A 24,491-nucleotide genomic window follows, 5' to 3' on the forward strand; every position below is an offset into this window, starting at 1 on the left:
CTGGATACCTCACCTCATCGGCATACCGCGGGGATCATGAACCGTCACCACCCGACGACAACCCGAAAACCTCAGTAAGACCCACGGCGCGTACGACCTGTGGTTCCTGCGGCACGCCAACAAGGCACCCCACTGCGAAGCCAGGGCCGCCGGCGAGGGCATGGCCCACCATCTGCTCAAACTGGACCTCGCCCACCACGCCCGCGCGGCGGGCTGGAGTGCCGAGTACGAGGTCGCCGCCCCGGACGGCTCCTGGCGCGCGGACGTGATGGCCACCTCGCCCGACGACAGCCGCCGCGTGGCCCTGGAGGCACAGATGGCCTCCATCTCGGTCACCGACATCGAGGCCCGCACCACCCGGTACTCCGAGGCCGGTGTCGAGGTGTGCTGGTTCACTGACCGCAAGACGGTCCCATGGCTGGACCACGTTCCCTCCGTCCGGATCGCCCGGCCCGGCGAAGGCGGCCCCGTCCAGGTCACCGCTGGCGCCGCCCGCTTCGAGCCGAAGTGGTGCGAAGACCGGATGGTCTGCGACTTGTGTGAGTGCGAGGACTGCGGCGCGGGTGTGGACGGGCCCCTGCCGTGCGAAGGACATGGCACGTGGGAGCCGGCCGCGCCCTTTCCGCTGGAACGCTTCGTCGCCGCCATCTGCACGAACGCCACCCGCCCGCACCGTCTGCGCGTGGGCTGGGGCACCAAGGGCAAGTGGCGGTGGATCACTCGGCGGTACTTTGACATGGAAGAGGAACAGCTCCAGGCGCACATCCGCAAGTACCAGATCGTTGAACGCCTGCTGGCCGTCCAGCAGCGACAACACAAGGTGCGGCAGGCTGCCGAGCAGGAACACCTGGCGGCGATTGAGGCTCTCCTCCAGCGCCAGAAGGCCCTGGTCAAACCGGTGGTGGAGTTCGTCTACCACGAGGCCGGCACCTACCCCAGCGTCGCCCGCGAGGGCAGCCCCGAGTTCGCCATCGGAGTGCCCGTGTACGTGCGCGGAAAGCCGCATGCGGTCATCTGCCCCGTGGCGGGCCGCCTCCCCGCGCTGCGCCGCCGTCTGGCCTCTCTGGTCTTCTTCGTTGCCTCCGAGCGCGAGCGCAGCCGCATCGCGGCTCAGGCCGCCCCCGGCCAGCGCATCGAGATCCTCCCCGTTGAGCTCCCCGCGGCTTCCCCGCCGGCGGCTCTTCCGCAGCGGGGCCAGGGCGGCCTCACTGCCCGGCAGGCCGTGAACCGGATGCTCGGTCTCGACCGGATGTAAGGGCTTTCGGTTTCGCCGGCCTGGTCCGGGTAAGCCCTTGGCTCTCAGCACATGGTCAGCTGCTCGTGTTCGGGCAGGTCGAGGTTGGTGACCCGGCCTCCGGCCATCACCGCGGCCAGTTCCCTGGCCTCCTGGGAACTTCTGGCCAAGGCGTGCAAGCGCTGCACTCTGGGGGAGTAAGCGATCAGGCTGGGGCAGGGCCGTACGACTCCGTACAGGATCCGGCGCCGCCCCAGCGAGTACACCGGCACTCCGTAGGCGTACTCCGATGACATCACCGGATTCTGCGGAACCTCCACCCGCAGACTCGACTTGCGCCAGGCATACTCAGCGACCGCGGTGAACAGTTCGGTTTTCTGCTGCGACGACAGCCGACTCCACCACGCCCTCGCCGTCTCCAACACCTGCCGCTGAATCTCCTCCTGTTCGGCCTGCTCCTGGGCGAGCCGCGCCTCCTCGTCCGCTTTTTCCCTCGCCCGGAGCACAGCCGCCTCAGCCCACTGCCGATGGATCTCCTCCCAGCGGACGCGGGCCGCCTCCTCCTGCTGCTTGCGCAGGCGCTCGGCCTCCTCCGCCCTGCGAGCCCGCTCCTGCTCCTCCAACGCCCGCCGACGGCGTTCCACTTCTTCCTCGCGGGCCTCCCGCTCGGCCTTCGCAGCTTCCTGCCGCTGCCGCATCGCCTCGTGCTTCTTCTGGTCGCCGACCGACTGCAGCGATGTCCACCACTGGCTCCGCCGAAACCGCCGCTGCTTGCCGTCGATGACGCGGTAGACCCGCCGATACCGCGGCAAGACCGACGCGGGGACAAGCTGCCCATGCAGCGCCCAGCGCACGAACCGGGACAGCGGCGCCTCACGGAACACCCAGCCGCCAGCGGAGAAGTCGAATCCGGCGAGGCCGTCGTCCACGACCCAATCCTGCTCCCGCTCTTTTGGAGGACGAACCCGGATTGCCGGGACCGTGCTGATCCACTGCGGCGTTTGTTCATGCGGAGACACCCAGCAGACCCGGATGCCCTCGTTGACGTAGCGGTCGGTGCGGGCAGCGATGTCGTCCAAGGTGATCTGCGACAGCTGCGCCTCCCAAGCCATACGCTGAGTGCCGTCCACGGAGGACGCCATGACGTCCGCGCGCCATGAGCCGTCCTCGGCCGGCACCTCCAACGTGGCGTACCACCCCGCTGCTCGGATCGCGGCCGCCATCTCCAGCTTGAGCATGTGGTGTTCCCACGACTCGTTCGACAGCTCGCACGACGGCGGCCGTGGTCACGTCCGCCGGAGTGGTGTATCGACGGCCACTCGGTGATCTCGTTTTGAGGCTATGCGGTGAGTTCGGTGGGCAGGGCGGTGTCGTCGGTTTCTGACTCGATCGGGTGGAGTCGGGCCTTGGCGAGGAGCTCGCGGCCCATGTAGCGGCGGGCTTCGGTCCATTCGTCGTTCTGCTCGGCCAGCACGGCGCCGACGAGCCGGATCACGGCGGTGCGGTCGGGGAAGATGCCGACCACGTCGGTGCGGCGGCGGATCTCCTTGTTCAGCCGCTCTTGGGGGTTGTTCGACCAGATCTGCCGCCAGATCTCCCGTGGGAAGGCGGTGAAGGCCAGCAGGTCGTGCTGGGCGGCGTCCAAGTGGGCTGCGGCCTTGGGGAACTTGGCCTCCAGCGCGTCCAGGACGTGTGCCATCTGGGCCTTCACTGCGTCGGTGTCGGGCTGTTCGAACACGGTCCGCAGCAGGGTCGCCACCCACGGCTGGGCCGACTTCGGCACCTGACTCAGCAAATTTCTCGCGTAGTGGGTGCGACAGCGCTGCCAGGAGGCGCCGGGCACACCGCGCCGATCGCGTCCACCAGGCCGGCGTGGGCGTCGGAGACGACGAGCTGGACGCCGGACAGACCGCGGGCGATGAGCGAGCGCAGGAAGGCCAGCCAGCCGGCGCCGTCCTCGGCGGTGGCGACGTCCAGGCCGAGGATCTCGCGGTGTCCGTCGGCGTTGACACCGACCGCGATCAGCGCGTGGACGTTGATGATCCGGCCGCCCTCGCGGACCTTCTGGGTCAGGGCGTCGGCCCAGACGAAGGCATACGGCCCCGCGTCCAGGGGCCGGTTGCGGAAGGCTGCGACCTGCTCGTTCAGGTGCTTGGCCATCGCGCTGACCTGGGACTTCGACAGCTGCGTCACTCCGAGGGACTCGGCGAGTTTCTCGACCCTGCGCGTGCTGACGCCCAGCAGGTAGGCGGTGGCCACCACCGAGATCAGGGCCTGCTCGGCCCGGCGGCGCCGTTCGAGGAGCCAGTGCGGGAAGTAGCTGCCCTGCCTCAGCTTGGGAACGGCGAGCTCGACGGTCCCCGCGCGGGTGTCCCACTCGCGCGGGCGATAGCCGTTGCGGTGGTTGACCCTCTCATCGCTGACCTGCCCGTATTCGGCGTTGCACAGGGCATCGGCCTCCGCGGACATGAGCGCGTCGGCGAACGTCTTGACCATCGCGCGCAGCAGATCGGGACTCGCCGCAGCGAGGTTCTCCTCGGCGAGGGCGTGCAGGGGCAGACTGTCAGGTGCGGTCATCGTGCTGATCTCCTTCGAGGCTTCGACACTTCGAAAGATCAGCCGGTGGCCGTTCTCATATCCGGACCCTCACTCCGACGCCAGGACAAACGCCCGGATCAGGTGGGAGCCCGTACACCACTTCCCAGGACGCAACCGCGGCCGCCCTGGATCGTGACAGAAGAACCGCACGCCGTACCGAGAGACCTTGGGGTGCAGACCCCAGGCACACTCGGGGCAGGCGAGGGGAACACGTGGACGGACCTTGTGGACCAGGCCCCACTGCAGGCCGCCTCCGAGGTCCGGAAGAGTGGCATTCAGACGGCCCAAGTCGGGATGTAGCGCAGTGAATGGCATGAATCGCATCTCCTAGCGATCCGATGTAAGCCGCGGCGTACCTGATAGGACAGCAGGAAAGCAGGCGCCACTGACAGAGCGCCTGCAGCGCTCCTGCGGCAACCGCCGGGTAGCCAGTCGTCAGATGGCAGTGGAGGCACGGTGCCGCCCTCGTTATTCGGCCCGCTCATGGCCGAGCTCCGCTGGCGCCTGGAGCTTGTCCGCGGTCAGCCCCGCGCGCTTGCTCTAGCTGCTGCTCAAGGCATGTCAAGAGTGCGCGGGTTCGGTAATTCATCGGACGCGCTCGGGTGATGTCGTCAGAATTGGATCAGCAGGCGGTGCGGCCCCCTACCAGTGGCATTCCGACAGCGATACGAGTGGTGCTGAGGGCGGAGGTCGATGCTGCGGGGTGGAGGGGCGTGCCGGGGTGTGATCCGCCCTGGTGGCCCGAGAGTCGCAGAAGGAAGGCACTTTCGTGAGCATGATCCAACCGGTTGCCAACGGGTTACGCACCGATCACCCGGTTCCCGGCTTGCCGTTCATCAACGACGAGCGGCTGCTCCTGGACAACCCTGACGCGATTGAGCGGACGGGCCGTAATCAGGGTGAGGGGCTGTGGGGGCGCACGGACCGACTGCGCGGTGGGGGGTGGGTGGCGTTCACCACCGAGACGAAGAACCGTGACTACGCCTGGGCGGTCCATCAGCACCCCGAGCATGGGCGGACCGTTCTCCTGATCCGCGACAAAGACATGAGCGACCTGCACCACGAGTGGATGTACGGGAACAACGGGTTCCTGTACCGGCATGGCGGCTACTGGTGGGATGGAACCCGCTGGTACCGGCCCCAGCAGATCGTGGACCACGCCTACGAGGGGTACGAAGCGCGGCCGGTGGCGGACGCCGTCACCGTCACGGCCATCGACGTCCTGGCCCGCCCGGCGACGTCACACGCCGCGCGGGTTGCGAAGATCGCCGACTTCAGAGCCTCGGAGGGACCGCTGCCACACTGGCGTGAGCATCTCGCCCTGTGGGCCGCCCACCGCAAGCCCGGCTCCAGGCCGCTCGATCAGTGCACCGTCGATCTCCAGGCACCGGAACTCGACCCGGCCCGTTTCGTCGACCGCGCCGGCCTGGCGCAGATCGCCGAACTGAAGCTGGAGGACCTGCCGCATCCGAAGCACGGGCGGAAGCACCTGCCCCCGCCCCAGGCCGAGACGGCCGAGGGGCCACGGTGGTCCCGACCGGTCGCTTGTGACTGGGCCGAGCAGTACCGCCGGACCCACGGCCCGGAGAAGCTGTTGTCCGCCACGACGGCATTCGGCACCGAGCAGCCCCGGGGATTGGTCGAGGACCACAACCGCCTCACGAAGATCATCGCCGACAGCCTCGAGGACGCTGAGGAATCCAAGAACCGCCTCTTCACCCGGGGCAGCAGTACGAGGCGCGAGGAGCAGGCCGCGCACCTGGCCTGGTGGCCCGCCGTAGCCATCAACGACGGCACCGACGGCTTCATCCCCCTCGCCGCCGTGCGCACCACCATCATCGAAGCGGTCCTCGGGGGGCTTGCCCGGGATGCCGAAGACCTCGACGATTCCAAGGATGTCCTCCTGGGCGACATCCGGCGCGATGTCGTGCACCTCATCGACTGGTACATCCTGCGAGAGCCCCGACTCGCCCCCGCACTCTTCGGCGAGATCTGCCTGGACGCTCGTGTGCGCTTCGGACTCGACCCCAAGGACGTCGGAGACCTTCTACGACGCTCCCTCCACCTCGACAGCGGCCTCGACCGCCAAACCCTCAAAGCTCTCCTCGACCTGGCGCTCCCGCCCTCCGCACAATCGCCCGACGGACGATGACCATTCCGGTGATGACCGATGCCGAAGCCGCCGACTGGCTCACCGCCACGGCGGCCGGGGAAGACTGACCGATTCGGAGTCGGACACCTCACGGGCCCCGGGGGACCAGCCATGACGTCCCCGGGGGCCCAGCTCCAGGGGCGCACCGTCCAACGACGCTGCGCCCCCGCCGTCACGCGGTGGCCGGCTGCGGCTCGATGGTCACTCGCCTACCTGGTCCTCGTCGGCGGATGCGTCCTCTGGCCCTGCTCTGCGGGCTTCCGGCGCATCGGAAGAGTCCGCTTGCTCGACTCCTTCATCAACGGCTTCGTCAGGACCGCTTGGCTGGTGCAGGTCGGCGGCGATGTCCAGCTTGGGCATGGAAGCCGCCATTTGTTGGGCGAGGCGTTGCACTGGGTTGTCGATCAGCGCCAACTGGTCGGCAACCATCTTCCGGGCGAGGCGCTGGGCGGGTAACGCTGGGAGGGGGGTTTGTTGGTGTTCGGTGAGGCGGCTGGCCTGGTGTGTTGTTGGTTCGCTGAGAGGTGGAATTGGCGGTCTTGGCAGCTGGGTCGGTGTATCTGAGCTGGAGTTATGTGTTCTGCGCTGAGGGCAGCTGGGTGTGTTGTAGGTAGTTCTAGCGTGTAAAGGCCCGATTGGTGTTTGTGCTGGTCAGAGCCTTTTGCCTGTCTGATGGGCGGGGCTAGCGGCTTCGGGCGCGGGTGTGGGGACGGTGTTGGGTTTCGGCGAGGTGGTCGAGGCGGATGGTGTCGAGGGTGGTTTTGGTGATGCGTTCGGTGCCGTCGTGGATGGCGGTGATGGCTGCTTGGCGGATGAGTCGGGTGAGGGATCCGATGCGGCCGGCGGTGCGCTGGTGGAGGTAGGGGGTGTGGCGGGGGAGGGTGCCGGGTTTGTGCTGCTGGAGGTCGAGGGCGTTCTCGATATCGGTGATGACCTCGCGGAAGGGTTCACGCTTGCCGTGGCGGGCGGAGAGGGGGCCGCAGTCGACGAGGGTGGCGCGTCCGGCGAGTTGGGCGCCTCTCACGCCGGTGAACAGGGGGGTGTCGGTGACGTTGATGCCGGCGTAGACGAACGTGGCGGACAGGCGTTCGCTGAGGTCTTTCAAGAGGTCGGCGGTTTGGGCGCCGGTGGTGGTGCGGGGGTTGAGGCGGTGGTTCTCGTCGATCATCACCAGCTGGACACCGGCCTGGGTGTAGGTGTGGCAGACGGCTTCGGTGATCTGGGTCTGGGTCATGCGCGCGGCCACGGGGATGCCGAGGTAGCGGGCGAATTCGGTGATGAGGGTTTTCGCGGTCGCGCCGGGCGGGACCAGAACATACGCGACGGGTACCGCGGTGTGTGCTGTTCCCGGTGGCGGCGGGTTTTTGCGGGTGTGGGCGAGGTGGCAGGTACGCCCCACGTTCAACAGGGCGGTGGTTTTCCCGGCCGCGGCGGGTCCGGTGACGATCAGGGAGGGCCGTGCGGTGGTCTGCTGATGACGGCCGAGGATCATCAGGGTGCGGACCTGGGTGGCCAGGGCGTGGATGGCGGGGGTGCGGATGGTGACGAAGCTGGAGTGGTAGGCCAGGCGTTCCTCCGTGCTGCGGGGCGGGTCGCCGGGCCGGGGAGGGACGACGGGGTCGGTGGTCGCGAAGCGGTGCCAGCCCTTCCAGGTGGTCAGCGGCCAGGACAGCTCGGCTCCGCCTCTGTCGCCGGCTGGCGCGCTGCTCGCGCTTGTGTGGCTGGGGTTCACCATGTGGCGGCTTCCTCGTAGGCGTCGTAGAGCCCGTATCCGGCGACCGGGGCGGGACTGGCGTCGTCGTCGGGCAGGTCGTCGAGGTCGTCGATGCTGTCGTCATTGCCTTCGGTGGCTTGCTGCGCCAAGTTGTCGGCGGGGGCTTCGGTGCCGGGGTCCCCGTCGCGGGCTGCGGGGAGAGGGAGGCGGGCGGTGCGGGCCAGGAGTGCCTGCTCCGTTGTGGTGGCGTGGCCGCTGTGGACGCGGCGCATGAGCTGGTCGAGGGCGTCGGCGAGGCTGGCTTCGTACTGCTCGGCGTCACCGTGGTTGCCGTCAACGGCCTGGGTGCGGATGTGCTGCCAGGTGCGTTCGTCGAAGGGCCGGTGGACATGGTCGCGGTGGATCCACGGAATCTCGGTGAGTTCACCGTCGGGAAGCCGGACCCAGATCTGGCGCACGTCGTGGGGGTTGTAGTGGATCTCCCATTTCCCGCTGCGGCCGGCGACGGGGGATGCCTGACCGCGGTGCGGGGCGAGGAGGTCCGCGTCGTAGGTGCGGTGGTGGATGCTGATGCCGCCGGGGGTGATGGCCTGCCAGCGCACGGGCAGCAGTTCGAGGTAGTCACGCCTGGTCAACGGGACGGGCACATAGCCGGCGACGGCGACGAGCGCGGCCCACATCTCGTTCGGCGTGAGTGCCTTCCTGGGCATCATCGGGTGGCGCAGCCCTTCGTGGGGCCGGTGGTGGTAGTGCACCAGCCACTCATCGAGCAGGTCCTGCAGCTGGGCGACGCTGTAGCAGGCGTCTTTCTCGGTGTCGGGGCCGCGGCGGGTGACGTCGGATCCGGTGTAGCCGGGCAGGTGCTGGCAGAACAGGGCGTTGATGGTGCCGAAGGTCCGCTCGACGATGCCTTTGGCGGTGGGGGCACGGGGCGGGGCGGGCTGGACACTGATGCCGAGGTGTTCGCAGGCGGCGGTGAAGGCGGCGGAGACGAAGACTTTGCCCCGGTCGACGACGATCGTCTCGGGCAGCACGACCGGCCGGGCCGCCGCACCGGCTAGACGCTCATCCAGCGTGGCCAGCCGCTGGTGGGGGAGCGTGCGGGCGTGATCCATGCGCAGGATGTCCGGCCAGGTCGGCCTGGCCGGGTGCGGGACCGCCATCTCCGCCAGCAGCAGGGCCGCATCCACGGCCTTGGTCGCGCTCGGGCACAGCACGGCGGCCAGGATGGAGCGGGTGGCGACGTCGACGGCGATGGTCAGCTCGGGCCGGGCCAGGCGCCCGTCGTCGAAGAGGGCAAGGACATCCAGGCGGGTGGTGTCGATCTGGACCTGCTCGCCCGGCCGCAGTGCCATGGCGGGGGTGAAGGCCCGCCCCTCGACACTCGCGGGCACCTGCCGCACCGGACCACTGGGCAGTTCACCGGGGCGGGCGAGGGAGGTGACGAGCCGGTACAGCGTGGCCTGCGACGGAACGGGCACCGTACCGGGGTCATGCTGATCTTCGAGGATCTGGTTGATGAGCGGGAACAGGCCGTTGATGGTGCCTTTGGAGCGCCCACGCCGGCGGCGCAGCGCTTCACGGACCGCGGCGACGACCCGCTCATCGGACCGCCCGGTGGGGCTGGCGGCACGAGTGGTGCGGTGGTCCAAGAGCCCCCACAGGCCCTGCTTGCGATAGGCCAGCCGCATGCGCTGCACCGTCGTACGCGACACCCGCCCGAAGCCGAGCGCGGTCAGCTCTTCGGCCTTGGCCTGGTCCCGCTCGGCCAGCGTGTGCCGCTCTGGGTCGTAACGCTCCCGCACCGCTCCAGCGCTGCCGGGCCCGCCGGCAAGGCCGCATTCGACTTCCCTCACGTGCCGCTGCCAGGCTAGGGCCTTCTCCCGCGCCGCGGCGGGGGCGGTCTCGAACAGCCCCCACTGCGGGGCCGCCTGCGGCACGTCGGCCCCGATGACGCTGAAGCCGGGATCGGCGAACAGGTAACCGGCGAGCACCGCCTCGCCACCGCCTTCCGGGCCGACGAGATGGATCACCTGCCCGGACAGGGCGACCACCTGCCACTTCACACCGCGGAACCGGACCTGCGCCCCGGCCTTCACCGATGGCCGGGCACTGCGCCGCGCGGTCACCGGGCCCCTCCCGTCGTGCCCGGACCCGGGCCGCTCCAGCCCGCAGGACCGACCAGGACGCGTTCATGCAGCGGTGCCTCCAGGTCTGCCGTCACCCGGCCGTGCCACAGGGCGTGGACGACCACCGGCAGGACCTCGATCGGGTCACCGACCGCTTCGACACCCTCGATCAGCGGCCGCGGCCGCGCGAATGCCTCCACCACCGCAGGCATCACGCCGGGGCGGCCGGCGTTGCGGGGGTGGCGGTAGCCGGCCAGCCATTTCAGATTGGCGGCTGGCACGTCGTCGAGCGGCGCAAGCCGCCGGTAGGCCCAGCCGATCTCCTCACACGCCTCGCCCACCGCTTCGGCAGCCTTCACAGCACGGTCGCCGCCGGCTTCCGGGTGGCTGGGACAGTCGGCCAGCAGGCCTGTGCCGTCGCGGTATCGGGCGAACAGCTGCGGCACCCAGGAACGCACCCGCCCCCGATCGTCCCGCCACAGCAGCCGCACAGGACGCCCCGCGAGCCCGGTCACGTCAGGGTCGCGGTCCAGGACCATCAGCTGGGTACGCATCGCGTTCGACCCCGCGGCCACGTGCCGCCCGGTGGTCGCCGACCACCACAGGCCCGGCCCCCAGCGCCGCCCCGGGACTACCGGGAACGCCGACACCGGCGCCAAGTCCTCGAACGCCACGGTCGTGGCGGCGTCCGCCCACCGCTGCTGCACCGCCTGGTCCACCGGGTCAAGGAACACTGCCTCGAACCCGCCACCCTGGTCGACGGCTGCTCGCCCTGCCCGGCTCCTGGGCCGCGCCGCTCCTGTGCTGATCACCCGCGCCAGCCAAGCCGCTCCCGCCCGCCCGGACCACTGTTTTCATTGTTCCTGCCACGAACGAGTGCCGTATCAGCTAACAGCCGACTTCTCCCTGGCGCATCCCTCTCAGCGGTCGTCATCCCGTCTGTCCGCGGTCAGCATTTTCCGGAGCACCTCGGCAGGCATGTCCACCCACCGGGCGACCTCTTCCAGGGGCACCCCGCCGTTCACCGCCGCCACCGCCGTGCGTTTCCAGGCGTTCTCGATCAGACCGGCACTGTGGCCGAGACCGCGCAGCAACCGTTGGGCGGCCTCGGCGGTAGGCCCACTGTGCACCCCGCGCAGCTGCAGCAGCTGCTCCTCGGCACTGTCGATAGCGCTGGTGATGAGCCTGCGCTGCTCTGCGGGCACCGCAGCCCGCCACATCGTCCCCGAACCGGGCGCCTTCTTCTCCTTGCCCAGCACGCGCAGCTGGCCGGCCATGGTTGCGGCCTGGTGTTCCTGGCGCAGCCACCACGGGTCGTTGTCGTAGCCGGGCGGTCCGCCGGCGCCGCGGCGAAGGCGGATGACGCCGCCCATCCAGGCGATGAGCGGCCCGCCGTGGTCCGTCGCGGCCAGCGGCCCCAGCCACCCCCGTCCCAGCCGCTCACCGAGCCTGCGACAGAACATCCCGTCGGCGGGAAGCGCCCGCGGCCGCCCCTCACCACTGTCCCTCCACACCAGATCCGCCATAGCCGGGTCCAGCAGCGCGTCCGCGACCGTCACTACTTCGGGGAAGACGACCGCGTCCCGCCCCACGATCCGCCACCGCTCCAGATCACCACCGGCATCCCCACCCGCGACTTGGTGCAGGCGCCGCGGCCAGATCGTCTCCCGCTCCCAGCCGTAGGCATGCTCCCACCACCGGGCCACCACCGCCTGCGCCAGAGCGAACACCCGCTCCGGCTCCGCGCCGGCCCGTACCGCCCGCTGCCTAACCGAGACCCGCCGCCGCTGCGCCGCCACCACCTCCGGCAGGCCACGCAGATCCAGATACTCCAGCGGCTGGTCGGCATCCGCGTCCAACAGCCACCGCCCATGCCGAACACACACCCGATCCCACCGCGGGGCGTACCGCATCGCCCGGAAAGCTGTCCCCGTGCGCCGGGCCGCGCACAGCCGGCAGCCGAACGCCACGGGACCGGCCACCGCACCACCGGTCCGCCACAGCCCCACCGGATCGTCATCTTCGACGCGCAGCCGTGCGTCCCCCTCTCCCCAGGACGGCAACGCCCGCGCCAGCACGTCCTCCTCCACGCCGCACAGGTCTGCCAGGAGCTGACGCCCGGCCGCGTTCAGCAGCACCTCCGCGTCGGCCCGCGGGCCTCCGCCCTCATGGCCAGGCGGGTAGTTGCGCCACTTCCAGCACGCCCGCAGCGCTTTTGCTTCCAGCCCGTAGCGGCTCGCGATGCGGCAGATCAGCGACGAAGTCGTCTCCCTCCGCAGAGGAGCAATCCGCAGAGGGCTGGTGTAGCAGGTCACTCCACCATGGTCTCGTGTTCCGCGATCCGCGCGGGGGTGAGGCAACGGATGTCCATCCTGGCCTTGCCAACCACAGATGGGTGTCTCACCGTACGGCGGTGGGCGCCGTTCTGCCGCCGGCCCACACATTCCCGGTCCCAAACCTCTGGCCCCAGGACAGGGGTTAGGCGATGCGGACTGGCACCCGGCGCCCACCCAGCAGGTTCGCCAGTGCCTCGGTCTCTTCCTCAGGCAGGGCGATGGCGGCCAGGCGGCGGGCGCGGGTGGCCAAAACGCAGACCATCAACCAGATCCGCGCTCTGATGGTCACCGCTCCCTCCGCCCTGCGAGACAAGCTGCGTGGACTGCCCACCGGTCTGTTGATCGACACCCTCGCCCGGACCCGGCCGGTCGGTGATCTCGCGGATCCGGCCTGCGCGGCCAAGACGGCACTTCGTCGCCTGGCCCGCCGCTACCAGACCCTTCAGCAGGAGATCAAAGAGGCCGACGCGGACTCGCTCCCCTGGTGGCCCGGGCGGCACCCAGTCTTGTCGCCCTGCCCGGAGTGGGGACGGAGACGGCCGGCCAACTGCTGATCACCGCAGGAGACAACCCCGACCGGCTCAGATCCGAAGGTCCTTCGCCCACCTCTGCGCCGCGGCCCCGGTCCCGGCCTCGTCGGGCCGCACCAACCGCCACCGCATCAACCGCGGCGGAGACCGACATGCCAACAGTGCCCACTACACCATCGTCCTGGTCCGCATGCGGCACGACGAACGGACACGGAACTACGTGGCCCGACGCACTGCCGAGGGCATGTCCAGCAAGGACATCATGCGGTGTCTCAAGAGGTTCGTCGCCCGCGAGATCTACAGGCACCTCGTGAGCACCAACACCCTGAACACGACAGGCTCGGCCAGAGCTGGATCATGACGCCGACCGGTCACCGTCCGAGTCGTCGGAATCGAGCGAGGTGGCCGCGACCAGACCCTCGACGAACGCCTGGAAGTCCGCGGCCAGCGGGAGCTCCGTGCCGTCGTCCACGTCGAACCACGTCACGGACGGCTCCCCATGCTTCCCGCACCCCCGATAGTCGAGAGCGATCCAGCAGTGACCATCACCGGACAACAGAACCAGAGGAGACGGAAGCCCCCACTCCTCAACCAGATACGCCGTGTCCAGCAAGGACAACTGGCCGTCGCGACGGCCGATGCCCATCATGTCGTCGAACGGAACGTGATTCTCGCTCCACGACGTCGGCACTTCGGTCGGGAACGCGTTCCACAGCTCCGCCACGAGGCCACCGTTCTGGACCCGCAGCAGCTCCAGCAACGAAGCTGGCAGACGGACGCCGAGCTGACGCTCGGCGTCCTGAACGACCGCGTCGGTCAACGGCGGCTGAACGCCGTATCGGCCCTCGCCCCAAAACATCGCCTTACCTCATCAAACCGCGTCACGAACGCATCCTGTGGAGCCCGCCCACGGGCTTGACGATCTATAGGAGCTTCAGCGCCGCTGTTGGGGGTTCTGTCCGGGGCGGGTACTGATGGCGGAGAGTGGGGCATGGTGTCTGGCTACGGGGTGGGTTGGTCTCCGAGCCAGGTGGTGGGGATGAGTTTTTCGCCGTTGCGCCAGTTGTAGCGGACGGAGTCCTGGTACCAGTCGTGGGGCAGGTCCGCGTGGTCGCTGACGATCATCTGGAAGTTCGGGGACAGTTCTCTGACGACCTGGTGCATGAGTTCGAAGAGGCGGGTGACGGTCACGCGGTCTTCGTCCAGGGCGATGTCCTCCAGCCGTCCGCGCTGTTTGGCCATGTCGGAGGGGTAGTAGGGCTGGGTCGGCTGGTCGAGCATGAGGAACCGGGGTACGGGCCGGCTGTTGGCGACGAAGTACTGGTGGAGGGCGAGGTGGGCGGCCACGTGGTAGCCGACGTGGTTCTTGCCGCTGCCGATGCGGAGCAGTTCGGTGATGCCTTCGAGGGTGTCGGCGACGATGGTGAGCTTCTTGAGGTCCAGACGGACCAGGCGGTCGCCGTGCTCGAGTCGTAGAGTTCGGGCGTGGCCGGTCATTTTGCCGCTGAGGTAGCTGAGCCCGTGGATGAGCTTGTCGTCGGCAGCGTCGGTGTCGAGCTCTTCTTCGATGTTTTGGACGAGTTGCCGGGCGACGGCGACTTTCGTCTCTAGGTTTTGGAGGTGTCCGCTGTCGGATGTGGTGTTGATCTGGCCCAGGTAGGCGCTGATCCTGCCGCGGGTGTAGGCCTGGGCTTCAGCTTGTCCGAGGAGGCCGGCCTGCTGGTTGCGCTGTTCGGCGATGACGCTCAGGGCGCCTTCGATGCCGCGGAGCTGTTCACGTAGGCGCGTCGCCGTCTGCTCGATCTCGCGTAGGGCATGCTCGCGGCGGGGCTGGACGGTTCGGACGCTGTCGAGCTGCCCGCGGAGGTCTGCGAGGGTGGTGTGCATGTCGGCGACGGTGGGGTCGGGCTCGGTGAGCTCGTTTCCGCACAGGGGGCAGCTGTGTTCGCCGGGGAAGCCGTCGGCTACGAGGTTGAGCGCCGACAGACGTGACATGCCGCGGGCGACGGCGCCGGTGTAGCCGGCTGCCTGTGTCTCCAGGTCGTTCAGGAGCTGGCGTTCTTCTGCGAGGGAGCGCAGCTGCCGCCGGAGAGCCGATGCCTGCTCGGTGAGGAGGAGTTCCTGCCGCCGCTGTCGCTCGTCCGCGTTGTCCGGGGTGGGCCGGAAGGAAGCGGACCGCTGCAGCGCCTCGATGACAGCTGCTCTGTCAGAGGTGTCGACGCTGTTGTCGGGGAGCAGTCCGTGGACGCGGGCTTCGCCGAGGAGGGACTCAAGGCGGGCCTCGATGCCTTGGTTTGCTTCCTGGGCGGCTTTGAGGTCGTTCTCAGCTCGGCGCACGGCTCGTTTGGCTTGGGTGAGCCGCTGCTGGAGCGCGGCCTGGTCCTCGGGGACAGCGCCGAGGAAGTAAGGGATCGTGGCCTTGAGGCTCTCGGGGATGCCGCGCTCGTTCTGCCGGTGGAACAGGGCTCGTTTGGAAGCGACTTCATCCTGGTTCTGCAGGCAGAGCAGGACGGCGTGTCCGAGATTGGCGCTGAGCGGGGAGAGCAGGCTTCCCGGCACCGGTTCGCTGCGAGCGTCTCCGATGCCGATCCGGCGTCCGAGCTGCTGGCGCAGTTGTGCGGAGTCGGTGTTGATGCGGAGGTCGGGCAGCTCCGGGATACCGAGGTCGTTGCCGACTTCGAGCATGGCGTTGGTGACGGATTTGGCGCCGGGGCGAGGCGCGGGCCGTGCGGCGAGGATACGGGTGTCCGGCAACTGCAGGATGACTGCATACCAAGCGACGGTGTTGAAGATTGGGCTGATCGGGAGCGTGGCCTCGTCCCTGCCTAGGCAGAAGTCGACGATGTCGAGCAGCGCGCTTTTGCCTGTCTGGGAGGTGCCGGTGACGATATTGAGCTCGCCGAGCCGGAAGTCCAGGACGCGCTTCTCGCCGCTTTTGCTGTAGAGGATGATCGACCGGATCTGCACCGGCTCAGGGTCTCACGCCCAGCAGTGCAAAGACGGTGGAAGGGTTGTCGGACTTGGCAGTCCAGCGGCCTATCAACGATGCGGCCCTAATCAGATCGGCCAGTTCGCCCTTGGTACGGGACGTCGACGCAATCCGGCTCTTGAGAGAGCCCTGCTCGATGGTGAGCATCTGGTGGCGGAGGCCGAACCGCAGGCTTTCCCCTACGGCGGGCGCGAGTGAGGTGCTGCGCGCGGCAAGGCCCGCGACGAGTGCCGGGTGGTCCGCCACCCACTTCGTCAGATGGGTGCGCGTCGAGGTGGGCAGCGCTTGCCGCGTGGGCCGGTGCAGGACCAGCGGGGCCACGACGAAGGCCATCGGCCACGGCATCAGCCTGCCGGAGGCTTCCCGCTCGTAGTCGCGTGCTGCTGTGGCTGCGATGGCGGCGACGAGGGCAGGGTTGAGGAAGGCGGCGCTGGCTTGCGGCCGCTGGCTCCAGCTAGGCATGGGCGGCCCTGATTAGGTTCTTCACCCGTTCCTCGAAGTCGGGGTGCCAACCGACTCGTCCGCGGTCGGCCAGCTCGTGGTGCTTCCCCCGGGAGAAGAACGCCTCGTCGTACGCTTCACGGATTCGGTACCGGGTCTGGTCCAGGGTTTTGCGTAGCAGCGCCTTGCCAGCCTGCTCCTGCTCACGGTCGGTGGCATCTTCACCCAGGTCATCGAGCATCCAGTCGAACTCCCGTTGCCACTCGTCGGCGAGGTTGTCCTCGAACCGCGCCAGCTCGTCGAGGCCCACCAGGTCGTCTTCGAGCCAGGCCACGGTCTGGGTGTAGGCGCGGTAATAGTCCACCATCGCCTTGTTCAACTGGCGGCTGGCGCCTACCCAGAGCAGCTGGTGGACGAAGCAGGCATCGGCCCGCTCGGTCTCGGCCTCCTGCGGGAAGTCCTCACGGGCCACCAGTGTGGGCAGTCTGTCGGAGGTGTAGTCGTCGCGGATGCGGCTGATGCGCTGCATCAGCCGGGTCACGGAGACGCTGGTGTGCCGCTTCTGCAGCATGTCCACCGTCTGCTCATACCACCACGCCCACAGTTGCCACATGAAGGAGTCGGCGTGCCCGTCGGGGAGCGCGGCCCTGAGCTTCACCCGTACCTGAGTGTCGAGGTCGTCAATGGACGGCGAACCGTCGATGACCCTCATCCTCTGTACGAAGACGGCACGCTGCGCCGGCTGAAGTGCCAGGAAAGCTGCCCGTGCGTCCTTCGTTGCCCTGGCTTCCGACTCCTGCGCGGCGGCGATGAGTAGGTCGAGGGCTTGTGCGGGTGCTGGATTGGGCGCCTTGAGCGCGGCCATAGCCGTACCGGGCCGGGTTTCCTGTGTCGTGATCAGGGTCAGCATGGGGCCGTACTCGTCGCCAGGGGCGTGGGTATCCATCCAAGACTGGATAGTTCGCCACACGTCGTCGTCCTTGTCGCCGAGCGAGCGCACGCTGCGGATGTGGTGCTTGACCTGCAGGAGCTCAACGGGCCGACCGTCTTCTTCCCACGCAACGTCGTCGTGGAGCTCCAGGCTGATCGCCCCGTCCGGGCGATCCTCTTGTCCCCGCAGCAGCTCCAGGAGGGCGAGCTGCGCCTGGAAGGTATAGCCCAGGGCTGAAGCAGATGCCTCATGCGTGGAGGACGCCATGCCCACAGTCTCCCGATTCTGATGTTGCCCGTCCAGAACATCACAGTAATCGAACATAAGTATGACGGCGGCGATGTTATCGGTTCCATCGGGGTAGATGCCGACAGTGGTGAGGAGTTGCTGCTGGGGATGCACAGGCAGAAGCCCAGTGAGACGGTTCCTGAGGAGCGGCTGTTGGGCCAGTGGCGTCTGCGCGTCCGTCGTGGACGCTCGCTTCAGCAGCACGGTAGACCGCGGGGTGATGTCAGTGGTGGCGGGCAGAATGTGGTCAGGGGAAGGAGTGGCAATGTCCACTGAGGGGTCTGACCTGCGGATACCTGCGCCCAGCGGTTGCCGTTGGTGTGGGATTGATGAACGTGAGCACATGCAGCGATGGAAGCCGCCAGTGGGGTGGCATGAGTGGGTTGCACCGACACTCGAGCAACGCAAGGAGCGCATGCGGGCGCGTCGCCGCCAACGCCCTTCCGGATCCGGCGGCGGCCAGCCCGTGCGGGGATGCCTTAGGACGCTAGCTTTCTGAGCTGTTCGAAGACGTCTCAGCTGGTGGGCAGGCCCGAACCGTGCCTGTACGAAGACCCGTTTCGCCATCCGTTGCTGCCGCTGTCCGAGTACGTCCGGCGGCAGAACGCGATTGTGGACGGCGCCGATCTCCCCGGCTGCCCCGCCTGCGGGGACGAGAGACCGCTGGTGTCGAACTCGACCGGGCACGGCTGGGTGGAGCTGTGCCGTGGGTGCGCGTGGGTGCTGGCTCCATGTCCGTGCGGGCAGCGGCACCGGTTTGTCCCGGAGACCCCGTTCAACTGGAAAGGGATCTGGCAGCGGGCGCACATGAGCGATGACGGCATGCCGAACCCGCATTGGCCTGCGGGCTGACAGTTGGATGCGGCACGGCGAACGCTCGGGAAGCCGCGGTATGTGAGTTCAACTCGACGCCCGCTTCCTGCTGTTGCAGGCGTTCAGCAGAGAGGCGCGACCCAGCGTCTGCCGGACCGCGCCCCTACTTGTCGTGCGGTGGGTCAGATCCCTCGCACGTCATTGGGGAGCTGACGGAGGACACGCTCGACTCGTCCGTGGAGGATCTCGATCAGCCTGTCAGCCTCCTCCCGGTCCACAGCAGCTGCGTCACGGTGGATCTTGGCGAGGTACTGCATGCTGGTGGCGAACTCAGTGGCCTGCTGCACACAGGCTTCCAGGGCCGCGAGTGGACCGTTTAGGGACACGGACTCCTCTGTCGGCGCGTCCGAGTGCGAGGTACGCGGTGGGTTCTCGTGAGCCTTGGCTTGTGCAGGCACAGAAGTTTCGGCGCCGGACGGGGCCACCGATACGGGACCTCCTGTCGTGGGAGCCGACCGTTCCGCTGGTTTGTTGTCCGCGGACAACAAGCTCCCATCCTGTAGTGCCGCGGCGACCTCAGCCGGTTGTGCCTCGGGAGTGGGGAGGTCCTGTCCGACGGGTTTGTTGTCCGCGGACAACAAGACGTTGTCCTCCCCGGTGCGCAGCGCCTGGAGTTTGAGTCGTTCCTCCGCCTTGGCGAGAGCTGCAGCTTCTTTCGCGGCCTTGAGGTGATTCAGGAGCGCGGTCGCGTCAAGGTCGGGGTTCTCCTTGGCGTACCGGGCCAGCGTTCGTCCGTCTCGCTCGGGAAGAGAGCCGGCACTCAGCATTGCCTGCAGTTCGCCAGGCAGTCCCAGCAGCACCAGCTGGTTGGTCACCCACGAGCGGTCCTTGCCGAGCTGCTCAGCTGCCCGGGTCCTGGCTCCACGCTCTCCTTGCTCCGCGCACACGGCCACCAGCTGCTCGACGCCTCGGGCTCGCTCGATGACGTCGAAGTCCTCCCGCTCGAGGTTCTCCTTGAGCAGGTGGTTGATGAATGCTTCGCGGCTGGTCGCCAAATCGTCGCGGACGACGAAGTCCAAAGCGTCCAGGCCGACGTGGACGGCGCTGTGGAAGCGACGCTCACCGTTGACCAGGACGTGGACGGCGTCGCCGATCCGGTCTGCGTGGTCGGACCACAGTGCGAGATAGGCAGAGCGTGACACGGCGACGCATGCGGCCAGTTGCGCGTGTCGCAGCTCTTCGCCGAAGCGGGTCTTGTCTTCGTCGGTGCCGAAGTTGCGGCGGGGGCGCCCGCGGGGGCACATCGAGTTCGTGCCCGTGGGCGGCGCCCCTCTCGGCCCCGACTCACACCAGTGCCGTCTTCGGCACGGTGAGGATCTCGGCCCGTCCTCGGTGATGGCGACGGTGTGCTCGGTGTGTGCCGTCCGGCAGCCGGTCGTGCTCCGCGGGGTCCAGCCGTCGGGGTCCGTGACAGGCTTGGCCGTGTCCGCCATGACCCACGGTTTGAGGGTCGGCATCAGCCCGGACGCAGGGTGCAGCCGCGGCCGGGCCGTCCCGTGTTCGGCACGTGCGGGTCCTGGTGCGTGGTCGAAAGGGCGCCCCGGTGTCCGGTTCTGTGCCTGCCGACGAGACCGGCCGTCCCGGCGGCGGTGTCGGGCTCGTGGACCGGTGCCGAGCGGCATTCGAAAGGAATGCGCATGTGGAAGTGGACGGTCTCCGGCGTCCTGGTCGCGCTCGCTTTTCAGGGCGCGTCCATCGCCGTGCTCCTCGGGGGCATCAGGCAGCACGTCACCGCCGGAAGTCCTGACTGCGCCCCGGTCACCCGGATCTGCGCCGCCGACGGGACGCGGCAGCGGGCCGCCTCCGGCGAGGCATGGGAGCTCATCCTCCTGGGCGGTGCCCTCAGCCTCGTGCTGCCCGTCTCCGCCGTCGTCGGGGTGCTCGGAGGCCGCCTGGACCCACCCCCCGGCGTACGGTCCCGGCGGGTCCAGGCGGTGCGTCAGGCCGACGCCGGCAGCCCGTAGGCGTCCGCGATCAGCGCGTACGAGCGCAGACGGACGGCGTCGTCGTGGGCGTAGGTGGTGAGCATCAACTCGTCCGCGCCGGTGCGCTTGTGCAGGTCGTCGAGGCCCGCACGCACCTCGTCGGCCGTGCCGTGGATGACGTCGGAGTTCCACGACCGCACGAAGTTCCGCTCGGCCAGGGTGTACGGATAGCTGTCGGCCTCCTCCGGTGTGGGGATGAGACCGGGCCGGCCGGAGCGCAGCCGGATCATGCTCAGCGCGTAGGCTCGTGCCTGCCGGCGGGCCTCCTCCTCCTCATCCGCTGCCAGGGCGGAGGCGGCGACGAGTGCGTACGGCTCGGCGAGCGCCGCGGACGGCTTGAACGACTGGCGGTAGAGCTCCAGGGCCGGGACGGTGTTGTGGGCCGCGAAGTGGTGCGCGAAGGCGAAGGGCAGGCCGAGAGTGCCGGCCAACTGCGCACTGAAGCCGGAGGAACCGAGCAGCCAGACGGCGGGCCGGTCAGGCGACTGGACGCCACCGGGGGACGTGCCCTGGACGGGGCCGGGCACGGCGTGCACCTGGTGATAGGGATGCCCCTGGGGGAAGTCGTCGTCCAGGAAGCGGATCAGTTCGTCGAGCTGCTGCGGGAAGTCGTCGCCGTCCCCGCCGAGTCGGCCGGTGCGGCGCAGTGCCGCCGCCGTGGCGCCGTCGGTGCCGGGAGCCCGGCCGAGGCCGAGGTCCACCCGGCCCGGCGCCAGGGCCTCCAGCGTCCCGAACTGTTCAGCGATCACGAGCGGAGCGTGGTTGGGCAGCATCACGCCGCCGGAGCCGAGTCTGATGCGGTCGGTGCGGGCCGCGATGTGGGCGAGGATCACGGCCGGCGAGGTGGAGGCGACGCCGGGCATCGCGTGGTGCTCGGCGACCCAGTAGCGGTGGAAGCCGCGGGCTTCGGCCAGGCGGGCGATCTCCACGCCGGTGCGGAGGGCGTCGGAGGACGTGCGTCCGGCGCCCACGGTCAGCAGGTCGAGGACGGAAAGCGGTGCGGGAGCCGAGCCGTGGACCGTTCCCCGGATCTCCTGCGTGGCGTCAGCGGGCATGTCAGAATCCTCCTGAATTATTGGTATTTGACCCAACGTGTGGACGGCCGCCGCTATTCCGTGGTCCGTCGCCCGGAAACCCCTGCGGCCGCGCAGGACGCCACACCTCGGAGGTGCGGCGCGGCGGGGGTGCCAGGCACAACGCGTCCGCCGCCCAGGGGTGTTCCCCACCTCGGGCGGCGGACCGGCAGGGCGAGTCCTCAGCTCTCGGGGCCGGCGCCCGCCCTCTTGCGCTGGTAGGCACGCCAGGTCATGGCCCAGCGCGCGGGATCGTCCAGCACTTCGTGATCGAGACGATGCACCGCCTGGTTGTGCGGCGCGGTCTTGACGATCTCGGGGTCGGAGTACGCCTCGTCGGAGATGCGGGCGAGGACCGCGATCCAGGTGTCGAGCGCCTCCTTGCCGTACATCTCGCCCGCCTCGGGTGTGAACGGCTCCGGGATCAGCCAGGGTTCGTGGCTGGTCCACATGGCGTCGATACCGAAGTCGGTCATGCGGTTCTGGACGTCGTGGACGTCCACTCCGGTCTCCTCCTTTAGCTGCGCCAGGCTGTAGCGCGTCATCTCCAGGCGTGGGCTGGTCGCCTCGGGGTGGGAGCGGGTGACACCGCGGATGGCCAGCAGGCCCTTCTCCATGTAGTTGTTGGCGAGGACCGAGATGTCCGAGGCCTCCTTCACGCCCTCGGCCCCCATGGCGCGGATCCAGGCGTAGGCCTTCAGCACCACGGGTACGTTGCCCCAGAACTCACGGATTTTGCCGCAGCTCTGCGGCCGGTCGTGGTCGAGGTAGTAGCGGTCGCCGTCGTGGGCCACAACCGGCGTCGGCACGAAGGGCGCCAGTTCCGCGGAGCACCCGTAGGCGCCGACCGCCGGCCCTCCGACCCCGCTCTTCGGGGCGCCGAAGGTCTTGTGCAGCATGAACATGCACGCGTCGAAGCCGATCTCGCGGGCACGGATCTTGCTCATCATGCCGTTGAAGTTGGCGCTGTCGTAGAAGGCCAGGCCGCCCGCCTCGTGCACGATCCGGACCCATTCGCGCATGTCCGGGTTGTACACACCCATGTCGTCGGGGTTGTTGACCATGATGGCGGCCGTGCGCTCCGACACCGCGGCCTTCAACGCGTCCAACGAGGGGTAGCCGTTCTCGTCGAGCATCAGGGTGATGACCTTGAAGCCTGCGGCGGCCGCGGTCGCGGCGTTCGAGGGATGGGTCTGGATCGTGGTGATGATCTCGTCGCGCTGTTCCAGCTCCCCGCGTGACGCGTGGTAGGCGCGGGTGACCGCACAGCTGGTGTACGCGGCGTCGGCGCCGCCGCCGGCCTGGAAGATGAACTGGTCCATGCCGGACAGCTCACGCAGGATGGCGTCGAACGAGTGAACGATCTCGAGTGTGCCCTGCAGGGTGTCGTCGTCCTGGTAGGGATGTACCTCGGTGACCTCGGGCCGCCACGCGATCGCCTCGTTCACCTGCGGGTTGTACTTCATCGTGCAGGTACCGAAGAGGCTGACCCCCATCATGCCGAGGGTCTGCTGCGACAAGCGCAGGTAGTGGTACAGCACCTCCGGCTCGGACAGCTCGGGCAGCGCCGGGCGGTCGTGCCGGCGCAGCGCGGCGGGAATGAGATCGGCGGCGTCTCCCACCTCGGCGCGCACCTCGTCCTCGGCCTCGGGCACGGCGAGACCGCGACGGCCGGGATAGCCCATCTCCAGGATGACCGGTTCGTTCCACACCGGTGCGTGGTATTCGCGAAGTTCGGTGCTCATGCTGCTACTACCTCCGTGAGGGCGTCGACGAGACGCAGAAGATCGGCCTGGGTGTGCACTTCGGTGACGCAGAAGAGGGCGCTCTGCCCGAACTCGGGGAAGTCCCGCGAGAGGTCCTTGCCACCGAAGATCCCGCGCTCGAGCAGGGCCCGGTTGACCTCCGCGACGCTGCGCCCGGTGCCGGTGAAGTCCACGACGAACTCCTTGAAGAACCCCGAGGGGTACATCACTCGGACGCCTTCGATCGCGCCGATGCGCCGTGCGGCGTAGTGGGCACGCTGCAGGATCAGTTCGCCCACGTCCTTGAAGCCTTCCGGCCCCATCAGCGCCATGTAGGCGGCGTTGGCGATGGCCCACATGTAGACCGAGTGGCCGGTCCAGTCCTTGCCCTTCTCCCGCAGCCCGTAGGAGGTCTGCTCGAACAGGGCGAGACCGAAGCCGTACTCGCCCTCCTTGGCCGTGTCCGTGATGCTGATGAACAGGGTCGGGTACTGGTGGGCGTAGCGCTCCTCGTCGCGTGTGGCGATGAAGCCGCCCACTCCGCCGCCCGTGTTCATGTGGACGCCGAGCGGCTGAGTGGTGCCGATGACGATGTCGGCCCCGTAGTCCACGGGTGACGCGAGTACACCGAGCGAGATCGGATCGACGCCGATGATCGTCTCCGCCCCGGCGGCGCGTGCGATGGCGGAGATCTCCGCGCCCTGGTGCTCGATGACGCCGAGGTAGGACGGGGTCTCGAAGTAGACCGCCGCCGTCCGCTCCCCGACCACCTCGCGCAGGCTTTCGAGATCCATCAGACCGGTCCGCGGGTCGAAGTCGACGAGCCGCACCTTGATGTGGCTGGGCATCTCGACCGGTTCGCAGTAGTTGCGGATGACGGAGAGCCGTTCCGGGTCGATCGCCCGGACCACCGCCACCTCGTCCCGCCCGGTGATGCGCGAGGCCATGCGGATCGCGTGTCCGGCGGCCACACCCCAGCTGCGGACCGGCATACCGACCAAGTCCAGCTTGAGGAGTTCGCCGAGCTGGCTGCAGAACTCGAACCAGGCCTGATTGCGGCCGTGGTCGGAACTCGGTTCACCGAACACCGAGGTGAGCCATTCGTTGCGGCGCACCACCTCGTCGACGGCCGCCGGCACATGGTGCTGCCAGGTGCCGGCGCCCAGGAAGTTGAGGTTCTGCTCGGTGGTCCGGTTCTTGCCCAGGGTCTCGACGAGATGACGCCGCAGCTCGCTCTCGGACAGGGCCGGGGGAAGGTCGAGCGGGTGGGAGAGCCGGTGCTCGGACGGGACTTGGCTGAAGAGTTCCTCCACCGAGTCGACGCCGATCGAGTCCAGCATCTCCTGCTTGATGGCCGGCACGGAGTTGGCCATGTACCGGTGTGCCACGTGCTCCTTCACCAGATTCTCCTTTGCTCGCTTGCTTGGCGGGGAAGTTCGTGTCGTGCGGGGCGGCTCCTGCGCCGGGTCGGCC

General features: G+C 68.6%; 20 protein-coding genes and 3 pseudogenes. 6 read left to right on the top strand and 17 right to left on the bottom strand.

Going from position 1 to position 24,491, the window contains the following annotated elements; genetic code table 11:
• Positions 1–106: 106 nt before the first annotated feature.
• Positions 107–1,255 (top strand): competence protein CoiA family protein, encoded by a 1,149-nt coding sequence (locus ACP4IX_RS33965; protein WP_426558391.1) that lies wholly within the window; start codon positions 107–109, stop codon positions 1,253–1,255.
• A gap of 44 nt (positions 1,256–1,299) precedes the next feature.
• On the opposite strand, the gene ACP4IX_RS33970 is transcribed toward ACP4IX_RS33965, so the two are convergent.
• Positions 1,300–2,499 carry a competence protein CoiA family protein gene (locus ACP4IX_RS33970; RefSeq protein WP_426558393.1) on the bottom strand — a complete coding sequence of 400 codons (1,200 nt, stop codon included), beginning with the start codon at positions 2,497–2,499 and terminating at the stop codon, positions 1,300–1,302.
• A 74-nt stretch (positions 2,500–2,573) separates the two neighbouring features.
• Positions 2,574–3,811: pseudogene (locus tag ACP4IX_RS33975) on the bottom strand (IS256 family transposase).
• A 796-nt stretch (positions 3,812–4,607) separates the two neighbouring features.
• Here ACP4IX_RS33975 and ACP4IX_RS33980 point away from each other — a divergent pair.
• Complete coding sequence (locus tag ACP4IX_RS33980) at positions 4,608–5,984, top strand: hypothetical protein (RefSeq protein ID WP_426558395.1); 1,377 nt, start codon at positions 4,608–4,610, stop codon at positions 5,982–5,984.
• A gap of 201 nt (positions 5,985–6,185) precedes the next feature.
• Here the strand turns inward: ACP4IX_RS33980 and ACP4IX_RS33985 are convergent, their stop codons facing one another.
• The 6 genes from ACP4IX_RS33985 to ACP4IX_RS34010 form a co-directional block, all read right to left on the bottom strand.
• Positions 6,186–6,413: a hypothetical protein gene (locus tag ACP4IX_RS33985; protein WP_426558351.1), complete on the bottom strand. Its 228-nt coding sequence runs from the start codon at positions 6,411–6,413 to the stop codon at positions 6,186–6,188.
• Between the two features lie 253 nt (positions 6,414–6,666).
• Complete coding sequence (locus ACP4IX_RS33990) at positions 6,667–7,644, bottom strand: TniB family NTP-binding protein (RefSeq protein WP_426558397.1); 978 nt, start codon at positions 7,642–7,644, stop codon at positions 6,667–6,669.
• Positions 7,645–7,712: 68 nt separating this feature from the next.
• A complete protein-coding gene (locus ACP4IX_RS33995) occupies positions 7,713–9,827 on the bottom strand; it encodes a Mu transposase C-terminal domain-containing protein (RefSeq protein WP_426558353.1) in 2,115 nt (704 codons plus the stop codon).
• Positions 9,824–10,639, bottom strand: a complete 816-nt coding sequence (locus ACP4IX_RS34000) for a TnsA-like heteromeric transposase endonuclease subunit (RefSeq protein ID WP_426558355.1) — start codon at positions 10,637–10,639, stop codon at positions 9,824–9,826. Before ACP4IX_RS34000 ends, ACP4IX_RS33995 begins: the two co-directional genes overlap by 4 nt.
• Before the next feature lie 108 nt (positions 10,640–10,747).
• Positions 10,748–12,142 (bottom strand): DNA-binding protein, encoded by a 1,395-nt coding sequence (locus ACP4IX_RS34005; RefSeq protein WP_426558357.1) that lies wholly within the window; start codon positions 12,140–12,142, stop codon positions 10,748–10,750.
• Between the two features lie 163 nt (positions 12,143–12,305).
• Complete coding sequence (locus ACP4IX_RS34010) at positions 12,306–12,452, bottom strand: hypothetical protein (RefSeq protein WP_426558359.1); 147 nt, start codon at positions 12,450–12,452, stop codon at positions 12,306–12,308.
• On the opposite strand from ACP4IX_RS34010, the gene ACP4IX_RS34015 reads away from it, so the two are divergent.
• The 3 genes and pseudogenes from ACP4IX_RS34015 (at position 12,406) to ACP4IX_RS34025 (ending at position 13,054) form a co-directional block, all read left to right on the top strand.
• Complete coding sequence (locus ACP4IX_RS34015) at positions 12,406–12,717, top strand: hypothetical protein (protein WP_426558401.1); 312 nt, start codon at positions 12,406–12,408, stop codon at positions 12,715–12,717. The two genes, ACP4IX_RS34010 and ACP4IX_RS34015, sit on opposite strands and share 47 nt — an antisense overlap.
• 31 nt (positions 12,718–12,748) lie before the next feature.
• Positions 12,749–12,856 (top strand): annotated as a pseudogene (locus ACP4IX_RS34020) (transposase); the annotation flags it as partial.
• Positions 12,857–12,913: 57 nt separating this feature from the next.
• Positions 12,914–13,054 (top strand): hypothetical protein, encoded by a 141-nt coding sequence (locus tag ACP4IX_RS34025; RefSeq protein ID WP_426558403.1) that lies wholly within the window; start codon positions 12,914–12,916, stop codon positions 13,052–13,054.
• Here ACP4IX_RS34025 and ACP4IX_RS34030 read toward each other — a convergent pair.
• The 6 genes and pseudogenes from ACP4IX_RS34030 to ACP4IX_RS34055 form a co-directional block, all read right to left on the bottom strand.
• Complete coding sequence (locus ACP4IX_RS34030; RefSeq protein ID WP_426558361.1) at positions 13,049–13,552, bottom strand: SMI1/KNR4 family protein; 504 nt, start codon at positions 13,550–13,552, stop codon at positions 13,049–13,051. The two genes, ACP4IX_RS34025 and ACP4IX_RS34030, sit on opposite strands and share 6 nt — an antisense overlap.
• Positions 13,553–13,695: 143 nt before the next feature.
• Positions 13,696–15,660 carry a DUF3732 domain-containing protein gene (locus ACP4IX_RS34035; protein WP_426558363.1) on the bottom strand — a complete coding sequence of 655 codons (1,965 nt, stop codon included), beginning with the start codon at positions 15,658–15,660 and terminating at the stop codon, positions 13,696–13,698.
• 4 nt (positions 15,661–15,664) lie between these two features.
• Positions 15,665–16,144 carry a three component ABC system middle component gene (locus ACP4IX_RS34040; RefSeq protein ID WP_426558365.1) on the bottom strand — a complete coding sequence of 160 codons (480 nt, stop codon included), beginning with the start codon at positions 16,142–16,144 and terminating at the stop codon, positions 15,665–15,667.
• A complete protein-coding gene (locus ACP4IX_RS34045; RefSeq protein WP_426558367.1) occupies positions 16,137–17,615 on the bottom strand; it encodes an ABC-three component system protein in 1,479 nt (492 codons plus the stop codon). The genes ACP4IX_RS34040 and ACP4IX_RS34045 overlap by 8 nt, the downstream gene beginning before the upstream one ends.
• A gap of 722 nt (positions 17,616–18,337) precedes the next feature.
• Entirely contained in the window at positions 18,338–19,357 is a 1,020-nt protein-coding gene (locus tag ACP4IX_RS34050) for a ParB/RepB/Spo0J family partition protein (protein ID WP_426558368.1), read from the bottom strand.
• 142 nt (positions 19,358–19,499) lie between these two features.
• Positions 19,500–19,755, bottom strand: a pseudogene (locus tag ACP4IX_RS34055) (type I methionyl aminopeptidase); the annotation flags it as partial.
• Between the two features lie 97 nt (positions 19,756–19,852).
• Between ACP4IX_RS34055 and ACP4IX_RS34060 the strand changes: the two are divergent.
• Positions 19,853–20,179 (top strand): hypothetical protein, encoded by a 327-nt coding sequence (locus tag ACP4IX_RS34060; RefSeq protein WP_426558370.1) that lies wholly within the window; start codon positions 19,853–19,855, stop codon positions 20,177–20,179.
• On the opposite strand, the gene ACP4IX_RS34065 is transcribed toward ACP4IX_RS34060, so the two are convergent.
• The 3 genes from ACP4IX_RS34065 to gcvPA form a co-directional block, all read right to left on the bottom strand.
• Entirely contained in the window at positions 20,155–21,255 is a 1,101-nt protein-coding gene (locus ACP4IX_RS34065) for an LLM class flavin-dependent oxidoreductase (protein ID WP_426558372.1), read from the bottom strand. The two genes, ACP4IX_RS34060 and ACP4IX_RS34065, sit on opposite strands and share 25 nt — an antisense overlap.
• 200 nt (positions 21,256–21,455) lie before the next feature.
• Positions 21,456–23,018: an aminomethyl-transferring glycine dehydrogenase subunit GcvPB gene (gene gcvPB / locus ACP4IX_RS34070; protein WP_359339333.1), complete on the bottom strand. Its 1,563-nt coding sequence runs from the start codon at positions 23,016–23,018 to the stop codon at positions 21,456–21,458.
• A complete protein-coding gene (gcvPA, locus tag ACP4IX_RS34075; RefSeq protein ID WP_426558375.1) occupies positions 23,015–24,418 on the bottom strand; it encodes an aminomethyl-transferring glycine dehydrogenase subunit GcvPA in 1,404 nt (467 codons plus the stop codon). Before gcvPA ends, gcvPB begins: the two co-directional genes overlap by 4 nt.
• Positions 24,419–24,491 lie beyond the last annotated feature (73 nt).

The organism is Streptomyces sp. WG5 (assembly GCF_049974565.1).
In the GTDB taxonomy this organism is placed as follows: domain Bacteria; phylum Actinomycetota; class Actinomycetes; order Streptomycetales; family Streptomycetaceae; genus Streptomyces.

Bases quoted from the DNA above. Each gene is read 5' to 3' on its own strand.
- ACP4IX_RS33980 (WP_426558395.1), top strand. From the start codon at position 4,608: ATGATCCAACCGGTTGCCAACGGGTTACGCACCGATCACCCGGTTCCC.
- ACP4IX_RS33985 (WP_426558351.1), bottom strand. From the start codon at position 6,413: ATGGTTGCCGACCAGTTGGCGCTGATCGACAACCCAGTGCAACGCCTC.
- ACP4IX_RS34030 (WP_426558361.1), bottom strand. From the start codon at position 13,552: ATGTTTTGGGGCGAGGGCCGATACGGCGTTCAGCCGCCGTTGACCGAC.
- ACP4IX_RS34040 (WP_426558365.1), bottom strand. From the start codon at position 16,144: ATGCCTAGCTGGAGCCAGCGGCCGCAAGCCAGCGCCGCCTTCCTCAAC.
- ACP4IX_RS34060 (WP_426558370.1), top strand. From the start codon at position 19,853: ATGTGGAAGTGGACGGTCTCCGGCGTCCTGGTCGCGCTCGCTTTTCAG.
- ACP4IX_RS34065 (WP_426558372.1), bottom strand. From the start codon at position 21,255: ATGCCCGCTGACGCCACGCAGGAGATCCGGGGAACGGTCCACGGCTCG.
- gcvPB (WP_359339333.1), bottom strand. From the start codon at position 23,018: ATGAGCACCGAACTTCGCGAATACCACGCACCGGTGTGGAACGAACCG.